Origin of the sequence: Flavobacterium sinopsychrotolerans, from assembly GCF_900110375.1 — a bacterium.
Lineage (GTDB): Bacteria > Bacteroidota > Bacteroidia > Flavobacteriales > Flavobacteriaceae > Flavobacterium > Flavobacterium sinopsychrotolerans.
This window is the reverse complement of the sequence record NZ_FODN01000008.1, coordinates 114,925-136,299: the sequence shown is the minus strand read 5'-3', so window position 1 is coordinate 136,299 and position 21,375 is coordinate 114,925. Positions and strand designations below refer to the sequence as shown.

At 34.7% G+C, this 21,375-nt stretch carries 16 protein-coding genes and 1 riboswitch; of the genes, 3 read left to right on the top strand and 13 right to left on the bottom strand.

Going from position 1 to position 21,375, the window contains the following annotated elements; all coding sequences use genetic code 11:
• Positions 1-57 precede the first annotated feature (57 nt).
• From BMX64_RS13685 to BMX64_RS13660, 6 genes are all read right to left on the bottom strand, one after another.
• A complete protein-coding gene (locus BMX64_RS13685; protein WP_091173234.1) occupies positions 58-468 on the bottom strand; it encodes an RrF2 family transcriptional regulator in 411 nt (136 codons plus the stop codon).
• A gap of 199 nt (positions 469-667) precedes the next feature.
• Entirely contained in the window at positions 668-1,840 is a 1,173-nt protein-coding gene (locus BMX64_RS13680; protein WP_091173231.1) for a trans-sulfuration enzyme family protein, read from the bottom strand.
• A 68-nt stretch (positions 1,841-1,908) separates the two neighbouring features.
• Entirely contained in the window at positions 1,909-2,334 is a 426-nt protein-coding gene (locus BMX64_RS13675; RefSeq protein WP_091173227.1) for an OsmC family protein, read from the bottom strand.
• 66 nt (positions 2,335-2,400) lie between these two features.
• Positions 2,401-4,815, bottom strand: a complete 2,415-nt coding sequence (thrA, locus tag BMX64_RS13670; protein ID WP_091173224.1) for a bifunctional aspartate kinase/homoserine dehydrogenase I — start codon at positions 4,813-4,815, stop codon at positions 2,401-2,403.
• An 18-nt stretch (positions 4,816-4,833) separates the two neighbouring features.
• On the bottom strand, positions 4,834-5,796 hold the full coding sequence (locus BMX64_RS13665) for an alpha/beta fold hydrolase (RefSeq protein WP_244273305.1): 963 nt from the start codon (positions 5,794-5,796) through the stop codon (positions 4,834-4,836).
• A gap of 78 nt (positions 5,797-5,874) precedes the next feature.
• Positions 5,875-5,982: riboswitch (SAM riboswitch) on the bottom strand.
• 232 nt (positions 5,983-6,214) lie between these two features.
• Positions 6,215-6,424: a hypothetical protein gene (locus BMX64_RS13660; RefSeq protein ID WP_091173216.1), complete on the bottom strand. Its 210-nt coding sequence runs from the start codon at positions 6,422-6,424 to the stop codon at positions 6,215-6,217.
• 749 nt (positions 6,425-7,173) lie between these two features.
• Here BMX64_RS13660 and metK point away from each other — a divergent pair.
• Complete coding sequence (gene metK / locus BMX64_RS13655; RefSeq protein ID WP_091173213.1) at positions 7,174-8,424, top strand: methionine adenosyltransferase; 1,251 nt, start codon at positions 7,174-7,176, stop codon at positions 8,422-8,424.
• A 120-nt stretch (positions 8,425-8,544) separates the two neighbouring features.
• On the opposite strand, the gene BMX64_RS13650 is transcribed toward metK, so the two are convergent.
• Positions 8,545-11,247, bottom strand: coding sequence for a carboxypeptidase-like regulatory domain-containing protein (locus BMX64_RS13650; protein ID WP_091173209.1), 2,703 nt, complete (start codon positions 11,245-11,247; stop codon positions 8,545-8,547).
• 57 nt (positions 11,248-11,304) lie between these two features.
• The gene (locus tag BMX64_RS13645; RefSeq protein ID WP_091173205.1) at positions 11,305-12,195 is read right to left on the bottom strand and encodes a GLPGLI family protein; all 891 of its coding nucleotides are present in this window, start codon (positions 12,193-12,195) and stop codon (positions 11,305-11,307) included.
• Positions 12,196-12,309: 114 nt separating this feature from the next.
• Here BMX64_RS13645 and BMX64_RS13640 point away from each other — a divergent pair, with 114 nt between their 5' ends.
• Positions 12,310-13,101 carry a hypothetical protein gene (locus tag BMX64_RS13640; protein ID WP_091173201.1) on the top strand — a complete coding sequence of 264 codons (792 nt, stop codon included), beginning with the start codon at positions 12,310-12,312 and terminating at the stop codon, positions 13,099-13,101.
• Complete coding sequence (locus BMX64_RS13635; protein ID WP_091173198.1) at positions 13,101-13,715, top strand: deoxynucleoside kinase; 615 nt, start codon at positions 13,101-13,103, stop codon at positions 13,713-13,715. The genes BMX64_RS13640 and BMX64_RS13635 overlap by 1 nt, the downstream gene beginning before the upstream one ends.
• Before the next feature lie 113 nt (positions 13,716-13,828).
• Here BMX64_RS13635 and BMX64_RS13630 read toward each other — a convergent pair whose 3' ends face one another.
• The 5 genes from BMX64_RS13630 to BMX64_RS13610 all read right to left on the bottom strand — a co-directional run bounded on the left by BMX64_RS13630 (position 13,829) and on the right by BMX64_RS13610 (position 21,374).
• Positions 13,829-16,288, bottom strand: coding sequence for a sodium-translocating pyrophosphatase (locus BMX64_RS13630; RefSeq protein ID WP_091173195.1), 2,460 nt, complete (start codon positions 16,286-16,288; stop codon positions 13,829-13,831).
• Between the two features lie 111 nt (positions 16,289-16,399).
• The gene (locus BMX64_RS13625) at positions 16,400-16,930 is read right to left on the bottom strand and encodes an inorganic diphosphatase (protein ID WP_091173192.1); all 531 of its coding nucleotides are present in this window, start codon (positions 16,928-16,930) and stop codon (positions 16,400-16,402) included.
• Between the two features lie 108 nt (positions 16,931-17,038).
• Positions 17,039-17,641 carry a DNA-3-methyladenine glycosylase family protein gene (locus BMX64_RS13620; RefSeq protein WP_091173188.1) on the bottom strand — a complete coding sequence of 201 codons (603 nt, stop codon included), beginning with the start codon at positions 17,639-17,641 and terminating at the stop codon, positions 17,039-17,041.
• A gap of 140 nt (positions 17,642-17,781) precedes the next feature.
• The gene (locus tag BMX64_RS13615; protein ID WP_091173433.1) at positions 17,782-20,268 is read right to left on the bottom strand and encodes a DUF5686 and carboxypeptidase-like regulatory domain-containing protein; all 2,487 of its coding nucleotides are present in this window, start codon (positions 20,266-20,268) and stop codon (positions 17,782-17,784) included.
• A gap of 125 nt (positions 20,269-20,393) precedes the next feature.
• Positions 20,394-21,374, bottom strand: a complete 981-nt coding sequence (locus BMX64_RS13610) for a pyruvate dehydrogenase complex E1 component subunit beta (protein ID WP_091173186.1) — start codon at positions 21,372-21,374, stop codon at positions 20,394-20,396.
• Position 21,375: the final 1 nt, after the last annotated feature.

The following is a 21,375-nucleotide window of genomic DNA, read 5'->3' as shown; positions in this document are numbered from 1 at the left end:
ATTGTGCAAAAGTAAAACTTTTAAGTTAACTACAAAATTTATTTTGTGATTTATTCTTTAAAAGGCAATGTCAGCCAAGGTGTTACTCTCTAAAATTTTCAGGGTATTATCGCGCACCTCAATCATCAGTTTCCGAACCGCGCAAGTAGCTTCATTTGAACAGTCCAAACAAGGCTCATAAAAATTATGGCTGGCACAAGGAAGTAATGCAATTGGCCCTTCAAGAATGCGATACACATGAGCCATATTGATGTCTTTGGGATCTTTTATCAAATAATAGCCACCGCCTTTTCCTTTTTTGGCACCCAAAAAACCGGAATGGCGCAGTAATAATAAAATACTTTCTAAAAACTTGATCGAAATAGTCTCACTCTTGGCTATCTCGGCTATTTGCACCGGAGAATTATCTTTTTGGCGCGCCAAAAAAGTAAGAGCTTTTATTCCGTATTTTGTTTTTTTAGACAGCATTTAAAAAGATATAAGATTGAAGATTAACGATTTTTGATTTCAGATTTTACAAAATCAGAAATCTATTTGTCTTTTATTGTAGCAACAAAAATATACTTTTTGAATGAAAAATGGTGAAAGGAGATTAACGATTGTTGTTAGATTGGAAATCTGCTCCCCAAACTTCGGGGCAAAATCGTTAATCCCAAATCAAAAATCATTAAGACAAAGCCTGCTCTAAATCAGCAATTACATCTTTTACAGTTTCCAATCCAACTGAAACACGTACCAAACCATCCGTAATACTCACTGCCAAACGTTCTTCAACAGATAGTTTACTGTGTGTTGTTGATGCCGGATGCGTTACGATAGTTCTGGTGTCGCCCAAATTTGGTGACAAGGAACATAATCTTATTTTATCCAAAAAATTTCTTCCGGCTTCAATACCTCCTTTGATTTCAAAAGCTACAATGTTTCCTCCCAACTTCATTTGCTTTTGTGCAATTTCATATTGCGGATGCGATTTCAAGAATGGATATTTCACTTTATTCACCTGCGGATGATTTTCTAAAAATTCCGCTACTTTCAAGGCATTTTCACAATGTCTGTCTAAACGAATCGCCAACGTTTCTAAACTTTTTGATAATACCCACGCATTAAATGGGGATAACGAAGGTCCTGTAAGTCGGGAAAATAAATAGATTTTCTGAATCAATTCAGCATCACCAACTGTTATTCCGCCTAAAACTCTCCCTTGACCATCCATTAATTTTGTCGCAGAATGTACTACTAAATGTGCACCCCATTTTATAGGTTGTTGCAAGTATGGCGTTGCAAAGCAGTTGTCAATAATCAAAATTAAATTGTGTTTTTTGGCAATTGTTCCTAAAAGTTCCAAATCGATAATATCAACTGCCGGATTGGTAGGTGATTCTGCAAAAAGAATCTTAGTATCGGGCGTAATCAAACCTTCAATAGTTTCAGGCTTGTTAATATCAAAATAGGAAGTTTCAATATTCCATTTTGGAAAATAATTAATGAACAACGAATGTGTGGCTCCAAAAACACTACTGGAAGAAACGATATGATCTCCAGATTTCAATAAAGCCGCCAAGGTTGAATACACCGCAGCCATTCCGGATGCAAAGGCAAAACCAGCTGCAGCACCTTCCATAGCACAAACTTTATCAACAAATTCGTTGGTGTTTGGGTTGCTATAACGGCTGTAAATATTCCTGTCTTTTTCTTCGGCAAAAGAAGCACGCATGTCTTCGGCATCTTCAAATACAAAACTTGACGTTAAGTACAAAGGCACTGAGTGCTCTAAATATTGTGTTCTTTCTAATTGGTTGCGTATGGCTTGGGTTTCAAAACCAAATTCTTGATCGTTCATTTTATTTTTTCGTTTAAAGTTTAAGGCTTAAAGTTTTTGGAACATTAAATCCAAACACTTTGCTTAAACTACAATGGTTTATTATTCAAAACTACTTTGTAATGTATAGTTGCTGTTGGCTCTAATGTTTTAGAAACCGAACAGTACTTTTCGAAAGAAAGTTGTGCGGCTCTGGCTGCTTTTTCTTCGTTTATTGGCCCTTCCAAATAAAACACAATGTGAATATCCTTGAATGGTTTCGCTTCTCCAACTTGTACACGTTCTCCTTCTACCTCAGCTTTGAAAGAGGTAATTTCCTGACGTTGTTTTTTCAAAATTGAAATCATATCAATGGCGCTGCAACCCGCAACACCCATCAATACCAATTCCATTGGACTTGCACCCATATCATTTCCTCCAAATTCTGGTCGGCTATCAACGTTAACTATATGTCCTCTTTCATTTTTTAATTCGAAATGGAAATTGTCGTTTACTCTGTTTAATGTTATTTTCATTACTATTTGCTTTAATTCTTTTATTCAATCTGAAATCTAAATTCAAAAATCCCCAATCTTAAATCATTAACCTTTATCCGACAACCTTAAAATATCTCCAAAGACACCTCTTGCCGTTACTGCTGATCCTGCGCCTGCGCCTTGAATTACGATTGGTCGGTCTCCATACGATTCTGTGTAAATTTCGAAGAAAGAATCAGAACCTTTCAATCCGCCCAGCGCCGTATCAGATGGTACAGAAACTAATTTCACTTCCAGATTTCCTTTATCATTTTGCAAATCACCTGACAATTCGCCTATGTACCTTAAAACGTGATTTGGTTTTTGCTCTGCTTTTATTTTAGCATAAATTGGATCAAACTCTGTCAATTTATTAAAAAAATCAGAAACATCACCTTCACGCAAATGTTCTGGAATTAAATTTTGAATATCAATTTCTTCAAATTCATTTTGCAAGTCCAATTCCCTGGCCAAAATCAATAATTTTCTACCTACATCATTCCCGCACAAGTCCTCTCTTGGATCGGGCTCCGTATATCCGTTATCAATTGCTTCTTTCAATATTTCGCTGAACGGAGCGTCTTTTGCAGAAAAATTATTGAACAAATAACTCAATGTTCCTGAGAAAACACCTTTAATCTTCGTAATATTTTCACCTGAAAGGTGCAATAATTTAATTGTATCAATCAACGGTAATCCCGCTCCCACATTCGTTTCATAAAGATAACTCTTTTGATTATCTGCCAATACTTTTCGTAATTTTTTATAAAAACTATAACTCAACGTATTGGCTACTTTATTGGATGAAATCAAATCAAAGCTACTTTCTGCTAAAGGAATATAATTTTCAACAAATGTGGCACTTGCCGTGTTATCAATCGCAATCAAATTCTCTAAGTGATGCTCATTTGCGTACGCAATTACATCATCAATAGTATAAGAGAATCCATTATTTTGAATTTCATTTTTCCAATTTGGAGTAACCCCATTTTTATTTAAAAGTACATTACTAGAATTGGCAATAGCAAAAACATTTAGTTTAATGTCTTTTCTTTTTTCGATGGTTGCAGCTGATTCCAATATTTGGTTAATTAACGTTCCGCCCACTAATCCATGTCCGAAAATAGCGATATTGATTTTCTTTGAAACTCCAAAAATCTCTCCGTGAATAACGTTTAAGGCTTTGTTCAGTTGCGATTTTTTCACCACTAAACTCACGTTCTTACCCGTAACAGTATTATTGAAAAGAATCGGGACAATTTTATTTTTTATCAACGCCGTATAAGGCTTGTGAAACGTACTCAAATCCTGGCCAATGATTGAAATTACCGAAACATCATCGGTTACCGTGATTTTATTCACATCTTTCGAATAGAAATCATTCTCGAATTCTTTTTCCAATTCAATCATGGCTTTTGTAGCTTTATCAGCAGCAACTACCAAACCAATTCCTCTTTCTGAAGAACCTTGAGAAATAATACTCACACTAATATCATTGTCACCCATCACTCTGAAAATACGGGCATCAACGCCAGTTTTCCCTAATAATCCTCTTCCTTCCAGATTCACTAACGAAACATTTTCAAGTACCGAAAGTGTTTTAATGCCTTCTTTGTTCGAATTGGAAGTGATTAAGGTTCCTTTATTTTCGTGGTTGAAAGTATTTAAAATACGAAGTGGAATATTTTTTTCCAATAAAGGAATTATCGTTTTGGCATGAAGAATCGTCGCACCAAAATTGGCTATTTCATTGGCTTCGTTAAACGACAAATGATCAATTTTCTTCGCATCAAGCACTAAATCCGGATTTGCGGTATAAATTCCATCTACGTGTGTGTAGTTTTGAAGCTCTTCAGCATTCAAGTAATTCGCAATCAACGAAGCAGTATAATTACTGCCATTTCTTCCTAAAGTAGTGGTGTCATTATTGTTATTAGAACCTATGAAACCCGTAATAACATTTACCGTTGTCCCATTATTCTCCTTAAAATAATTGATGACGTTTTTCTTTGAAATTTGTTCCAAAGGTTGCGCATCACCAAATTTTGAATCTGTTTTTAATAATTCTCTAGTATCTGCAAAGCGAGCATTTATTCCATTTTCAACGAGAATAGCTGTCAGTAATTTGGCAGAAAGCAATTCCCCCTTGGATAAAATCTGGTCTTTTATTTTGTTGCTGTAATCGCCAATTAGACTAACACCTTCGAATAATTTTTCAAGAACATTGAATTCCTCAGACAAATCCACGTTCTCATATTCATCTTGTTGGTATTTTTTAAAATCCTCAAAAAGCAGTTTATAATCCTTATTAGTAGCCGCAACCTTTAAAATTTCTTCTAGTTCATCTGTGGCATTCCCTCTTGCTGAAACTACAATGGCAATTTCCTCTCCTTGATTTACTTTATCGGTTATAATCGCAACAACCTTATTTATTCCGTCGCCATTCGATAAAGATTTACCTCCAAATTTTAATATTTTCATTGTGTTGTGTTTTTTGGCTTAGAATATATCCTGAAGCAAATTGTGTAATTGTTTGTATTCTATCAAAAAAGCATCGTGTCCGTGAATGGAAACAATTTCTTGATAGCTGACCTTATTTTTATATTTTTTTAATTCCTCGTAGGTTGCTTTATTTTCATTTGCCGTAAAAAACAAGTCTGAATTGATTCCAATAATATGAATCTCAGCTTCAATTCGAGATGTTATTTCTTCAAACGAAGCACTATTTCTGGTAACATCTATCGTCTTCAATAATTGATTCATCATTTTGTACGATGAAATTTGAAAACGTTTCTGTAATTTTTCACCGTGATGTAACAACCAGCTTTCTACATTAAAAATAGCCAATTCTTCATTGGTAGTTCTCTGAAATTTTGCAGCAAAAGATTCTGGAGTTCTATAGCACAACATAGCATGAGTTCGAGCATCTTCAATAGGTTTCGAAGAATTTTTCAAAATTTGTTCCTGTAAAAAGCAATTGGCAATCAGCCAATCCGTCGATTTCCAATCGGTTGCAATAGGAATTAAATGTTGTGTGATTTTTGGTTCCAATGCGACCATTTCCCAAGCAATTCCTCCACCTACAGAACCACCAATAATGGCGTATATTTTTTTAATTTCTAGAAACCGAATCCCTTCTATAAAAATTCTGGCAATATCTCTGGCATTAAAGTCCGAATAATTTTCGATGCTAAAACCATCAAATCCATTTCCGGGAACATTAAACGCGAGAATTGTATATTTTGTAGTATCTATAGTTTTGTTGGCGCCAATTAAATCATTCCACCAACCATTTTCGCCCACAACATGCGAATTTCCGGTTAAAGCATGATTGACCAAAACGATTGGTGCGGTATGCAATTCTAATCCAAAAACTTGAAAACTTAAGTTTAAGACAGCATAAAAAGCGCCACTTTCGGTGGTGAAATTTTGTAATGTAATGGATGTAGGTTTATTTTCCAATTGCAAATCTTTTATGATTTTTGACCTGTGTTTGGAAATATTAGAAAGAAAGCTAGGAGTTATCTAGACAAATTCTTAGTGTTATCTTTCCACGTTTGGCGTGGTAGAATGCAGCACCTTCTTCGATAAATCGAAGGGTTGCTAAGGCTTCATCGGGTCTAATCCCTCTGCCTTTCTTTATAACATTTCAATACGTTTGTGAACTTAATGAGGCAAATTAACCACTATTTTTTGTAACCACCAAATTTTTATGCGCAATCGATTTTTTTGTTTGGTTCAAATAAAAACCTGAAAACAATAAAAATAGGAATGTTATTTTGACGAAGTATCATAAACTAATTACAGTTCTTACCTCGTCAAAACAACAATTTTAAATACCTTTTTGAAGATCTCAAAACCGAAAATAAATTCGGATTTCTTAAATAAAAAGCGCTTCATTCTCTTGTGAATACATTAAAAAAAGTAATGAATTTGGCACTATTTTTTGTGCCAAAGCATCGTTTTTTGAAATTTCGAATCTAGGATGAATCAGTTCATTTTTAGAATTGTTTTCCTTTTCTTTTTTATTCCTAAAGTCAATACTTTTCAATACTTGAAAAGTCTTTGGAAAATACTTAGTTGTGCTCATAATTTTTAGGTGTTAGGTTTTTAAACTCATTTTTGATTTCATTGCAATTATTATTTTAAAATTTAAAAAATTCAGAAAAACAAAAAACCCTTTTAGATATATATCCAAAAGGGTTTTAAGTTGTTTGTAAACTTATACTTTTGGAATCAACAGACGCAAATACACATAGTGGCATTTGCAGCAATCATCTTATTGACAGTTGAATTATTTGTAAACTGGAATTTTAGGTTATTCATTTATATTTTATATTTCTGTACTATTATCTCTGTTGTGTTCAAAAAAAAAGCTTCCCGTTATCTGGGAAGCTTTTGCTATATAATTTAATTTAAAATTATGCAATAAGCGACCCTCAGGAATTATCCTGCGCGACTTTAAACATGTTACAAATATTAAATTTCATTTTTACTTTTTTAGAGAATCAAATTTGCAAATTATTTTTTTAATATCCAAATAAGTTTCAAAAAAATAATAACAGTAATGTTCAAAAAATTATTTTTTACTTTAATTAAACCAAAAAAAGATTTATCAGCAAAAAAAAGTTAAGATTAATTTGCAATTCAAAATGGTTTCATACATTTGCACCCGAATACAAGAGGAAAAATTTGAACTGATTGCAACCTCTTCATAATGAAATCAATTCATTATGGATACTGAAAATTTTTCAGTAGAAAAAATGCTAAAGCAGAAACTCTTCTTTAGTCCTTTTCAGCAATTATTTTTTCTCGCTTAATTTTAAAATAATAATTATTATGGCCTATTTATTTACGTCAGAATCTGTAAGCGAAGGACATCCAGACAAAATTGCAGATCAAATTTCGGATGCATTAATTGATAATTTTTTGGCATTTGATGCTGACTCAAAAGTAGCTTGCGAAACTTTAGTAACTACTGGCCAGGTAATTTTGGCTGGTGAAGTAAAATCAAATACTTATTTAGACGTACAACAAATCGCTCGTGACGTAATCAGAAAAATTGGTTACACGAAAAGCGAATACATGTTTGAAGCTAATTCTTGTGGAATTCTTTCTGCTATTCACGAACAATCTGCTGACATTAACCAAGGTGTTGACAGAAAAAATCCTGAAGAGCAAGGCGCTGGTGACCAAGGAATGATGTTTGGTTACGCTACTAATGAAACTGAAAATTACATGCCATTGGCACTTGATTTATCTCATAAATTATTGCAGGAATTAGCTATTTTAAGACGTGAAAATAACGAAATTACGTATTTGCGTCCTGATGCTAAATCACAAGTAACTTTGGAATATAGCGATGACAACAAGCCAACTCGTATTGATGCTATTGTAATCTCGACACAACATGATGATTTTGACGAAGAAGCAAAGATGCTTGCAAAAATCAAAAAAGATCTTGTTGAAATATTGATTCCAAGGATTATTGCAAAAAATCCAACGCATGCTCATTTATTCAACGATGCAATCCAATACCACATTAACCCAACCGGGAAATTCGTAATTGGAGGACCACACGGAGATACTGGATTGACAGGAAGAAAAATCATTGTGGATACTTACGGTGGAAAAGGTGCTCACGGTGGTGGTGCATTCTCTGGAAAAGATCCAAGTAAAGTAGATAGAAGTGCGGCTTATGCTACACGTCACATTGCTAAAAATCTAGTTGCAGCGGGTGTTGCTGACGAGATTTTAGTACAGGTTTCCTATGCGATTGGTGTGGCAAAACCAATGGGTATTTTTATCGATACCTACGGAACTTCAAAAGTGAATTTGACTAATGGTGAAATTGCCAAAAAAGTAGAAGCTATTTTTGATATGCGCCCTTACTTTATTGAGCAACGTTTGAAATTAAGAAACCCAATCTATAGTGAAACTGCTGCTTACGGGCACATGGGACGTACTCCAGAAACGGTTACTAAAACTTTTTCTGCTCCGGGTGGAAACGAAAAAACAGTTACTGTTGAATTGTTTACTTGGGAAAAATTAGATTTTGTTGATCAAGTTAAAACTGCTTTTGGATTGTAATAATCTGAAAATATTTATATCTAGAACCCGCAATTCAATTGGATTGCGGGTTTTTTTAGCCCTAATAGAAATGAAAATATTTTGCTGAAAAAAGATTGAAATGTATAGCAGGATTAGCTCTTACAAATTATACTTTAAAGAGAAAATTACATAACGCGGTTGCACTGTATATTGTGAAGTTCTGGTGGCAAACTGACTGAAATTATCATCATTCAATGAGGTTGTATTCAACAAATTCGTTCCACTTACTTTATATTCTAACTTGCTGCCTTTCTTTTGATAAATCAAACTGGCACTCAAGAAATCATATTCATTATTAACCGTTTTAGTGTTGTTATAATAATGATAAAACTCATATTCAGCAACGAAAGAGAAACTCTTTAAAAAGAAATAATCCAGTCTCGCAAAAGGTTTTTCTGTGTAAAAAGTAGTATTATTATAATCGTTGGTTACAATATTATATCCCAACTCTAAATTAGGCATGTTCTTATAATTTGTTGACGCTTTCAAGGTATAGTTTTGGGTAAAACTCTCGTTTGTTGACAACACATTATTCTGGATGTTATTGAATTTAGACCAATTAAGAGAAACTCCTAAAGAGGCTTTGTAATTCTTCAAGAAAGAACGTCCATACGAACCATTTCCTGACAAGGTTTCATCGGCAAAATCAGAATTGAAAGGAGATGATGTTTGATTTACACCGTTGAATACGGCTCTGGTTTTTATCGCATCGACTCTTCTGGAATAATTAATATAAGCGGTAATATTTTCAAAATTAAACATGTTGTATTTAAAGTAACGCAAGGAATGCACTTGTGCGGTAGCGTTTTCCAAAAGTCGGTTTCCTTTAGTCAAACTGTTGTAATTAGAGAAAACAAATCCTTCAGCAAGTTGATTGACATCAGTAAAATTATTGGTATACGAAAAATTATAGGTTAATGTTTCCGCTTTCTTGATTTGATAAATCGCTAAAAAATCAGGTAATGCTCTGAAGAAATTTTGACTGTTACTGGTTCCTAATTGCTCATTTGTCATATTGTAACTATGCAAACTCACTCCTGGTGTAAAAGTAAATTTGCCACTCAAAATCTTATAATGCAATCCCAAAAATGTATCGTTGAAATTGTAATTCACATCATTTGTATTCGCAACATCATCTAAATTATTGACTGTTTCGTTATCCAAAATCTGAAAAATACTGGAGTTGAAATTTTGATGGGAATACGTATTTCCTAACGTAACATTAATGTTGCTTTTTGGGGTAATCATGTAATAATAATCCAATTTAGCATCAATCTTATTTGTTTTTACAAAACGACTTTGATTAATGTCATTTCTGTTTTGTCCAACCACATATCCAGCCAAACTAAAAGGTTGCGATTGTAAATTAGCATTATAAAAAGGATCTTCCTCTTGGTACAAATGTTGCATTTCAAAAGCAAAAATATTTTTATCGCTTTGCGTATAATACAAACTCAAGTTTTGATTCACTGAAATCGGGTCTTGATTTTTTATCGTATTGATGTTTTCAAGTGCTACATTATTACCTACAATTGATTCTCTTAACAATGAATTATTCTCGTCTTGCTTGGATAATTTAGTCAAAACATCGTAATCAAATTGAAACCTCGCATTGGGTTTATAACTGGAACTCAATTTGAATAATCCCAAATTACTTTTTTGATTCGCCGTTTCCTGACGATTCTCTGTAGAAAGAATTTCAGAAGAATTAGGCTGTAAAATATTCGTTTGTGATTTTGTTTCTAAATCTGTTAATGAGGAAGACAAAATCCCAAAACCGCTTAAAGTCCACGCTTTATTTACATTGTAGGAAAAATTTGTAGCTCCAAATTTAGTCTCAATCTCCTTGGCTCGGTTATTTCTTAAAAGTGAAATTCCCAAATCATTGGAAGACACATTAAAACTGGAACCACCATTTTGCATCATGCCTCTAAAACCGCCCGTGAATTTAAAATAATCCTGAACTGTTAATGGCAATTCCCCAATATTATTAAAATTCGTGATTAAATTGATGCTGTATTTTGGACTGTAATAAAACAATTTTGGGTTGATCAAATAGCGACTTTCCTCGTGTGCTACTCCAATTCCTGCTGTCATATCTCCAAACCAGAAATTTTTCTTTCCTGATTTTAGTTTGATATTCATCGCAACATTATCCTGATTGTTCTCCACTCCTTTTAGTGCGCCAATTTCGCTGTAGTTGCGCAACACTTGGATTTTATCAATGGCATCTGCTGGAATATTTTTGACGCCCAATTTGGTATCGCCATCAAAGAAATCTTTACCTTCCACCATTAATTTAGAAACTTTTTTTCCTTCGACTTCAATTTCTCCATCAGCGTTTACCTCAACTCCGGGCAGTTTTTTCAGTAAGTCTTCCAGTTTTCGTTCTGTTCCAGATTTGAAAGAATCTGCATTATAAACAATGGTATCTCCTTTTATCGAGACCGGCATTTCACGAACAATTTCGACACCATCCAATTCGATTCCGCCTTCTTCAAGGGCTATGTTTTTAATGCTGTTTTCTGAGGTGGTAGTTATCTCCAGCTCTTTATTTTGCATTCCCAAATAACTGATTTTTAAGCTATACGCAGTATTTGGTTTTAGATTAAGAAGAAACTTTCCTTTATCATTTGTTATGGCGTAAGAATCCATTGCTTTTGTGGCTTTATTTACTGCCATTACGTTGGCCATTTCAAGTCCAACTGTTTTTGAATCGGTTATGAGACCTTCTAATTTAACGGATTGAGCAAAGGAAAATGAGGTAATAAGAAACAGGGTAATTAGTATTGTATTTTTCATTTAGGAATTATGGATGAAATCTATAGTATTGATTTTAAACTCTGATCTGGCTTATTTTTATCCTCCAATTCTCATTCGCATTCCGCCATTTCCGCCACGTCCTTGGTTCATCTCTCTAAACTCTTCCATTTTTTTCAATACGATTTCGTCAAATTCTTTTTGAGTCGTTACTTTTCCTTTAGTTGCCGCTTTTATTTCAGTTTTAACTTTAGGATTCAGAACCACTTTTGAACATAAAATAACCGTTTTACCGTCATTCACTTCCAATATTAAACCGGGTAATCCCCAATAGTTTTCAGGCCCTTGATTGACTGGAATTTCCGGAGTATACCAAGCCGTAATTATAGTTTCTTTAGGCATATCCAATTCATCTAGAATACTGGTTTTTTTAGTGGCATCCGCTGGTTTTGCAGTTGCGGCATCTTCTTTTTTTGGTCTGAAATTTCTAAAATCGGTTTTGCTAGCAGGTCGTACCGCAGTTGCTTTGAAACAATTGTAACCACCAATAACACGGGTTTCACCTTCCATTTTCCATTGCAAATTAGGCAACGAATCTTTTACAAGAAACTCTTTCCCCATGAACTCTTTATCAACAGTATAGGATTTCTCTTTTACGTTTTTATAATACGTTCCGCCACCGCCAGTCATAGACATCATCATTCGCATTCCGCCACCACTTTGACCTGGAGTATCTAATTTTTCTTCTTCTTTATATATCGATGCCGATTTATCAAAATTAAGGATGAATGTCTTTTCGAACATCTTCTTCATTCTTTCTTCGATCATTTTTTGCATGTCCGGAGTCATCTCCTTATTGCCTTCCATTCGCGTTTTAAAATCGGAGGTGCTGGTTTTCGATTCATAAACTGCCATTCCTTGAAATTCCTGAGCGTGAAGTCCCATGAATGATGCGACTACTAATACTAATGTGAAAACTACTTTATACATACTATTGGATTTTGATAAATAAGACTGAAAAATACTATTTTTGTTACAAGTATTCTGTTAAAATAACAGTAAGACAATCATAATTGTATAAGGTTTAATCGTAATTTCGCTTTCATGAAGAAATTAGTGCTATTACTGTTTATTGCCTCGTTCTCAGTTGTATCAAGTCAGAACCAAAAACTGACTCCCCTTAAAATTGACTCCATTCGTTTTGATGGAGATGCGTTTTTAGGATACGATTCATTTGGTTTTTATTACACCCTAAAAAACAATGTTTTTTCTAAAATTGGAACACAGGAAACTTTAGAATACAAGAATATTTCTTTGGGCAGAATCACCAAAGTTGACCTACAAAACCCACTTAAAATAGTATTATTCTACGAAAATTTCAATACCGTTATCCTTTTGGACAATCAACTGAATGAAACCCAAAAAATCAATTTTTCAGAAAGTACAATTCCTATTGTGGCTACTGCAATTGGAATCGCTTCTCAAAATCAGTTGTGGGTTTATAACAGTATGAATCAGCAGTTAGGATTTTTTGATTATTTAAACAAAGAATACAAAACCGTTTCAGTTCCGTTTACAGAAAGCATTAAAAACTATTCTTCAGATTTCAATGTCTTTCATTGGGTTGATAATAAAAACAACTGGTATGTATGTGACATTTTTGGAAAAATAAAAAGTAAAGGGATAATTCCTGATTTTGATTCCATTGTAATTATTAATGACAACCAGTTTATTTATTCTAAGGACGCTGTTTTGATTTTTGAGGATTTAGAAAAAGGTAAAAAAACTGAAATTGAAATTTCAGAAAAAACGTTTAAAAAATTCTATTACAAGGACCAAATTTTATCTATTTTTACATTAGCAGGAATTACAAATTATAAAATCACAATACCGTAATGCACATAGCAATAGCAGGAAATATAGGTTCCGGAAAAACAACTTTAACTCGATTATTAGCGAAACATTTTAAGTGGGAACCGCATTTTGAAGATGTAGTTGACAATCCATACTTGGATGATTTTTACCACCAAATGGAACGTTGGTCATTTAATTTACAAATTTATTTCTTGAACAGCCGTTTTCGTCAGGTGATGCAAATTCGTGAAAGCGGTAAAAAAATCATTCAGGACCGAACCATTTATGAAGATGCACATATTTTTGCTCCAAACTTGTATGCAATGGGTTTGATGACCAATCGCGATTTCCAGAATTATTCTTCTCTTTTTGAATTAATGGAATCTACGGTTAAAGCACCTGATTTATTGATCTATTTGAGAAGTTCTATCCCTAATTTAGTCGGGCAAATACACAAACGAGGTCGTGAATACGAAAACTCAATATCTATTGATTATTTGAGTCGCTTGAACGAAAGATATGAAGGTTGGATTCAAACCTACGACAAAGGAAAACTAATGATTATTGACGTTGACAACATAAATTTTGTTGACAATCCAGAAGATTTAGGAAATATTTTTAACCGTATCGATGCGGAATTGAACGGGTTATTTTAGAATTCTCTCCCCAACCCTCTCCTTCAGAGAGGGAGTAGAAACTGGATATAAAAACACATATAAACATAAATGCCTCGCAATTGCGAGGCATTTATTATTTACAAGACTTTTAATCATTTCAAAGAATCAATCTTAGTTTGAACTTCTTCGTCAGTTCCTTCGAAATTCTGAACAGTAACTTTTCCGTTAATATTTGTTTTAATGGTCGCTTTTACTTTTCCATCAACATTCGTTTTTTCGATAGAAACTTCTTTAGACATCATATGATTTGGTATTGCTGCTGCATTCATATGTTCACAACTTTTATTTGTACAGCCTTTTGCTTTGCATTCTTCCGCTGACATTGAGGTACATTTTCCTGAAGCAACACAACACGTAGCTGTATCAGAAATTGTATGACTTCCGTTTCCTAAAATTGGGGCAATTACCAAACCTATCAAACACGTCAATTTAATCAAAATATTCATTGATGGTCCAGAAGTATCTTTGAACGGATCACCAACAGTATCTCCGGTAACGGCCGCTTTATGCGCATCAGAACCTTTATATGTCATTTCACCATTGATTAAAACTCCTGCTTCAAAAGATTTTTTGGCATTGTCCCAAGCACCGCCGGCATTATTTTGAAAAACAGCCCAAAGTACACCTGAAACGGTAACTCCGGCCATGTAACCTCCTAGCATTTCAGCAATCAATTGGTTGTTATCGGCATAAACTAATTTCCCAAGTAGTACAATCGCAATTGGAAAACCAATAGTCAAAATTCCCGGCAACATCATTTCGCGCAAAGCGGCTTTGGTAGAAATATCAACACATTTTGCATATTCAGGTTTTCCTGTTCCTTCCATAATTCCTGGAATTTCTCTAAACTGGCGACGTACTTCATAAACCATGTCCATCGCGGCTTTTCCAACTGAATTCATGGCCAAAGCTGAGAAAACTACTGGTATCATCCCGCCCACAAATAACATTGCCAAAACAGGAGCTTTGAAAATATTAATTCCGTCAATTCCTGTAAAAGTTACATACGCAGCAAATAAAGCCAGTGATGTTAATGCCGCTGAAGCGATTGCAAAACCTTTTCCTGTTGCTGCAGTTGTATTTCCCACAGAATCTAAAATATCGGTTCTGGTACGTACTTCTTTAGGTAATTCGCTCATCTCAGCAATTCCACCGGCATTGTCAGATATAGGTCCGAAGGCATCGATTGCTAATTGCATCGCCGTTGTTGCCATCATCGCCGAGGCGGCCAAAGCCACACCGTAAAATCCTGCAAAAGCGTAAGATGTCCAAATCGCCGCTGCAAATAATAATACCGTTGGAAACGTGGAAATCATTCCGGTTGCTAATCCTGCAATTACGTTTGTTCCTGCTCCGGTACTTGATTTTTGTACAATTGCCATAACGGGTTTTGTACCCAGTCCTGTGTAATATTCTGTAACGGATGAGATAACAGCCCCAACCACTAATCCGACGATTGTAGCATAGAAAACGCGCATGGATGAAATCTCTTTAGTGCCTTCGCCAAAGAAATCCATTTTCATTGTTTCCGGCAACATGTATTGCACTAAAAAATAACAGGCAATAAGGGTTAATCCTATTGATACCCAGTTTCCTATATTCAATGCTTTTTGAACTTGTGCTTCTTTAGCATTATCATCTGTAATTTTTACTAACATCGTACCGATAATCGAAAATAAAATTCCAAAACCAGCAATTGCCATTGGTAATAAAATAGGTCCAATTCCGCCAAAAGCATCTTGAATATTTCCGCCCATATCTTTGATAACATAATTACCAAGAACCATCGCTGCTAAAACGGTTGCAACATAAGAACCAAATAAATCGGCTCCCATTCCGGCAACATCACCCACATTATCACCCACATTATCCGCAATTGTAGCTGGATTACGAGGATCATCCTCAGGAATTCCTGCTTCTATTTTCCCAACTAAATCAGCACCTACATCGGCAGCTTTCGTGTAAATTCCACCACCAACTCTGGCAAACAAAGCAATAGATTCTGCTCCAAGAGAAAATCCGGCTAATGTTTCCAATACAATGGTCATGTCTTCTGTTGAAGTCCAAACTCCATTCATAAAAAAGTGAAAGAAAAATATAAAGAAAGTGGTCAATCCTAAAACGGCTAAACCCGCAACTCCTAACCCCATTACGGTTCCACCGCCAAAAGAAACTTTTAAAGCTTGCGGCAAACTCGTACGTGCAGCCTGCGTGGTTCTAACATTTGTTTTTGTTGCAATTTTCATTCCCATATTCCCCGCTAAAGCGGAGAAAAAAGCACCGAAAATAAAAGCAACCACTATTAATATGTGTGTTGTAGGAACAATAAATGAAATTCCGGCTAAAACAACACTTGCTCCAATGACAAAGAAAGTCAATAACCTATATTCTGCTTTTAAGAAAGCCAAGGCTCCTTCATAAATGTAATCTGAAATCTCTTTCATCTTACCGTCACCCGGATCTTGTTTTAAAACCCATGCTCGTTTTGTAAACATAAATGCCAGTCCAATAAATGCCATGGCTATTGGCAAATAAATCATTATTGTATTCATAATTTTGGTTTGGTTTTTGGTTAATATTAATAGTGTAACAAAACGAATTTAAACAAAAAAGCAATACTCTTAACAGAATATTGCTTTTTTTATAAAAAATAGGATTGTTATTTATTTAATACTAAATAATCCTTCTGGTTTGTTTTCGATTTGATTAAAACGCTCCGTACATTTTCTAATTATCTCATACGCTTCGTTTACATCTCCCCAACCTCCTACATCAACTTTCTTATTTTCAAGATCTTTGTACACTTGGAAAAAGTGCTCAATTTCTTTTAATAAGTGTGGATTCATGTCTGACAAATCATTTAATGAGTTCCAGATTGGATCTGAAACCGGCACACAAATTACTTTTTCATCCGGTCCTTTATCATCCGCCATGTGAAAAACACCGATTGGTTTTACTTCCATTACACATCCAGGAAAAGTTGGTTCGTTTACCAAAACCAATACATCTAATGGATCTCCGTCTAGGGCTAATGTTTCCGGAATAAATCCGTAATCCGCAGGATACATCATTGACGAAAATAACATTCTGTCAAAACGCATTCTTTTTATTTCGAAATCATATTCGTATTTATTTCTACTTCCTCTTGGTATTTCGATTAAGACATCGAAAGTTGTTAATTTGTCTGCAGTCATTTTAGTTTTTTCTTTTCTATATTTAATGGTTGCAAAAATAAGTAAAGTATCCCTTTTTACAATAAAAAATTCATGTTATCTCTTGATTAAATTTTAACAGTGAGTACTTTAATAAACCACTGTCCTATTTCTTTTGTTTAAATAATGGTGCCACAAAAGATAGGTTGCGTAAGAACGATACGGACTCCATTGTTCAGCATGAATTTCCATGGTGTCTTTATCGTGAATATCAAGCAATTCCTTTATGGTATTTACGACCGCAATATCTCCTAACGGCAATAAATCCGGGGCTTGCAGACAAAACATCAAGTAAATATCGATGGTCCAGTTTCCTATTCCTTTTATTTTAATGAGTTCTTCGCGCACTTGTTGAGCGGTTTTGTTTGGCAAACTTTCTAAATCTAGCTCTTTGTTCAATATGGCTGTCGCCAAAGCTTTGATATAAGACGTTTTCTGACGGCTTACGCCAAGATTCCTAAATTCCTCGTCCAATATGCGAAGAAGAATTTCCGGTGCTATAGCTTTTTGACTGGCTTTTATTTTTAAGAAAGTGGCTTTAGCCGAATCTATGGATACTTGTTGTTCTAAAATCAACAATACTAAAGTTTCAAAACCTTGCGGTCTTTTGGGAATGCTTGGCATTCCGTATTGTTCAATGATTGACTTGAAAATGGCATCTTTTTCTAAAAGGTAGTCGATGGCTTCTTGCATAATTAAGATGTTTTTTAGCCCGGATTACTTCACTTAATATCTATTTTAATAGGAGTTCAGTGAACTTCGTTTGAAGTGAAAATCCTTTTATCTCGTTTTTTAACGAGATAAAAGATTGTAACGAATAGCCGGAATAGCTCCTAGAAATTAAACCCGAACGATCCTTTTACAGTAAAACGATTCGTATCCGGCGTGTTGAGATAATTGCCTCGCCAAGCGAAATCGATGCGGAATACTTTGAAGATATTCCCAATTCCGGCGCTGTATTCCCAATAACCTTTTTCGGGTGCATTGTAAATTAAACCCGAAGCATTAATGGCTCTGTTTTCATCAGAAATGGTTCCATAAACCCCTTTTACGGATACAATTTCTCTCCAATTGAGTTTGCGCATGAACGGAATTCTGGAAAAAATTCGGCCATTGAAATTGTGATTCCATTGCAAAGTGGCGTATTGATCTGACACAAATTCATAGAAATTAAGGTTGCTGAACGTGTTTTCGATGGTGAAAAAAGTTTGATTCCCAGGAATCACACTCATCAATCCCAAAGGAACGATTCCAAAAGTTTTTCCCACTTCCATAATAATATTGGTTCTTCCTAAAGGTCCAATAATTATAGGCTGTTTGTAATACAATTGTACTTTGTCATACTTGAAATCACTATCCAAAAGCCCTTTGAATCCGTGACTGTAATTAATGAAGAAACGGCTAAACGGACTGTCAACATTGCTCCTTTCAACACCAAAACCAATCGTTTTTCGCTTTGGAGAATACTCGATCTGAAAATTCGCTTCAGATTGTTTCACATCACTTTTAGTAACTGAATTAGCTATATCCGTATAATAATCCAAACTAAAAGTCGGCGATGCGGACTCCAGCGTACGGTACGAAATACCAGCCTGGAAAATCAAATTTTTAACAGGCTCCATTTCTATCGCCATATTGGTCAAATTGATATTGGTCAATTTCCCATTGCTGCCAGATGAAAATACGGAGGACGAAGCAAAACTTCTGCCCAAAACATCATTTGTGGTAGTTAAACTGGCGCCAATTTGTTCTATGTCGCGCCTATTTCCTCCGGACAAAATAACGCGGTTTTTCTTATCGACCATCCATTTTCCTGAAAGTCCATATTTAAATTTATCGTCATTAAACCCATACGCTGTGTAGACTTGAATACGCCAAGGATCGTTGGGTCCAAAATAGGTTCTTCCTCCCACTCGCAAGCGCACACCTTCGACTTCATTGTATCCAAATGTGGAAAAAACAGGTCCATAATCGAAGTTATTAAACTCTACATAACCGCTTCCTAGTATGGAAACCAAGCTGTATAATTGTTTGAATTTATTTACGGTTTGTAGCGTATCCAGCATTTTATAAACGCCCAATTCATCCTTGCTTAAGTTTTCAAAACGGTTTTCATTCCAATATTCATCGGATTTATTGTAGACTTCATCATCCATATAATTGACTTCATCTTTATAAAAAGCAACAGGCAATTCTTTATTGAATTGATGGTTTCTATAAAAACTGGTTCGTTTTCCATAAACACCTTTGGAATTTTCTTTTTTGTTCAAAGCAAAATCGGACATTAAATAATCCTTAGTCAATAAGAAAACAGAGTCACTTACTACTTCAAATTCCTGCTCTAAGTAAATATCTTTTACCCAGTTAATATTGGCACTTTTGGTAACTGCCATATTGATTTTCTTGATGGCAAATGTGGAATCATTTACCCAGAAATCCCCTTTGAAAGTCAATTCGTTTTTACGTCTTGGATAAAAAACAATATTATAACACCATTTATTGTCAATATACGCACTGTCTTTCAAGACATAATTATAAACATCAATCCCTGTTTTAGACAATGGACTGGTAAAACTTTTGTCAAAAAAAGTCAAGTAATTATTGTAGATATTATAATCTGAATACAAGTCTTTTACAAAAGATAAAATTTGTTGATTCCCATTGAAACCAGATGTTTTATTGGCTTTTATTTTCTCTTTTACTTTCTTTAATTTGTTGTCTCCATAAACATCATTGAGTGATTCATTTATAAAAATAGGCAAATAGGTTTTCCCGGTTACTCTGGAAGTATCCATTTGATCGAATATAAATTCCATCCCTTTGAAAATCTTACTTTTCATAAAAGTACTATCAATAGAGTTCATGTCAAATTCTATTTTTTCATACTTTTCCATCTGGTATTGATCAAACTGATACAACCCGTTTTTACGCTTTCTTTCCCAAATTTTTCTTAGAATGTCTAGTGCCGGATTGTTCTTTTTGGAAGTTTTTCCGGCAAAAACCACTACCTCATTTAAGCTTTCGGCTTCATTCAGCTGGATTTTGAAATTATAATTTACCGGTTTATCCAAGATAATTTCTTTCTCAGAAAAACCTACCGAAGAGATTACTAAAGTAGTATATGTTTTTTGAGATTCCAGATAAAACTTACCGTCTTCATTAGTCACAATTCCTTCACTGGAACCTTTGAAAACCACATTTGCAAATGGAATAGGTTGATTTTGTTTATCAACCACAACACCACTCACTTTTGTTTGCGCAAAAACAGTAGTTGCTGAAACCAACAACAAAAGCACGAAAAACAAGAGATTCTTTTTCATAATCATTCAAAAAAAAACTTCATCAAATTAAAGAATTGATGAAGTTATTAAGTTTAGACTTCTTAGATTACTAGAATTTTTAGATTAAAATTTTACAATCTAAAAAGTATAATAATCTAATTGATCTATTTTTTATACAGTACTTTTTTAACCGCTTTTACTACATCACCTGCATTTGGCAACCATTCTTTCAATAAAACTGGAGAGTAAGGTGCTGGAGTATCCGCCGTTGTGATACGTTGAATAGGTGCATCCAAGAAATCAAAAGCGCGTTCTTGAACAATATAAGTAATTTCAGAAGCAACACTTGCAAAAGGCCAAGCTTCCTCAAGAACCACCAATCGGTTTGTTTTTTTAACCGATGTTAAAATCGTCTCATAATCCATAGGACGTACGGTTCTCAAATCGATAATTTCACAAGAAATTCCTTCTTTGGCCAATTCGTCTGCAGCAATATGCGCTTCTTTGATAATTTTTCCAAAAGAAACGATCGTTACATCCGTACCTTCACGTTTAATATCAGCAACCCCAAGTGGAATCGTATATTCCCCTTCAGGCACTTCTCCTTTATCACCATACATTTGTTCCGATTCCATGAAAATCACAGGATCATTATCACGAATAGCCGCTTTCAACAAACCTTTAGCATCATAAACCGTAGAGGGAACTACAACTTTAAGACCCGGAGTGTTCGCAAACCAGTTTTCTAATGCTTGGGAGTGTGTCGCTCCTAATTGTCCTGCCGAAGCCGTTGGACCACGAAAAACGATAGGCACATTAAATTGTCCACCAGTCATCTGACGCATTTTGGCAGCATTATTTATAATTTGGTCAATCCCAACTAAACAAAAATTGAACGTCATGTATTCCACAATCGGTCTGCATCCATTCATGGCTGATCCTACTGCAATACCAGTAAAACCAAGCTCAGCAATAGGAGTGTCAATCACTCTTTTTGCACCAAATTCAGCAAGCATTCCTTTAGATGCTTTATAGGCACCATTATATTCAGCAACTTCTTCACCCATTAAGTATATGGACTCATCGTGACGCATTTCTTCACTCATCGCTTCGCAAATGGCCTCTCTAAATTGTATCGTTCTCATA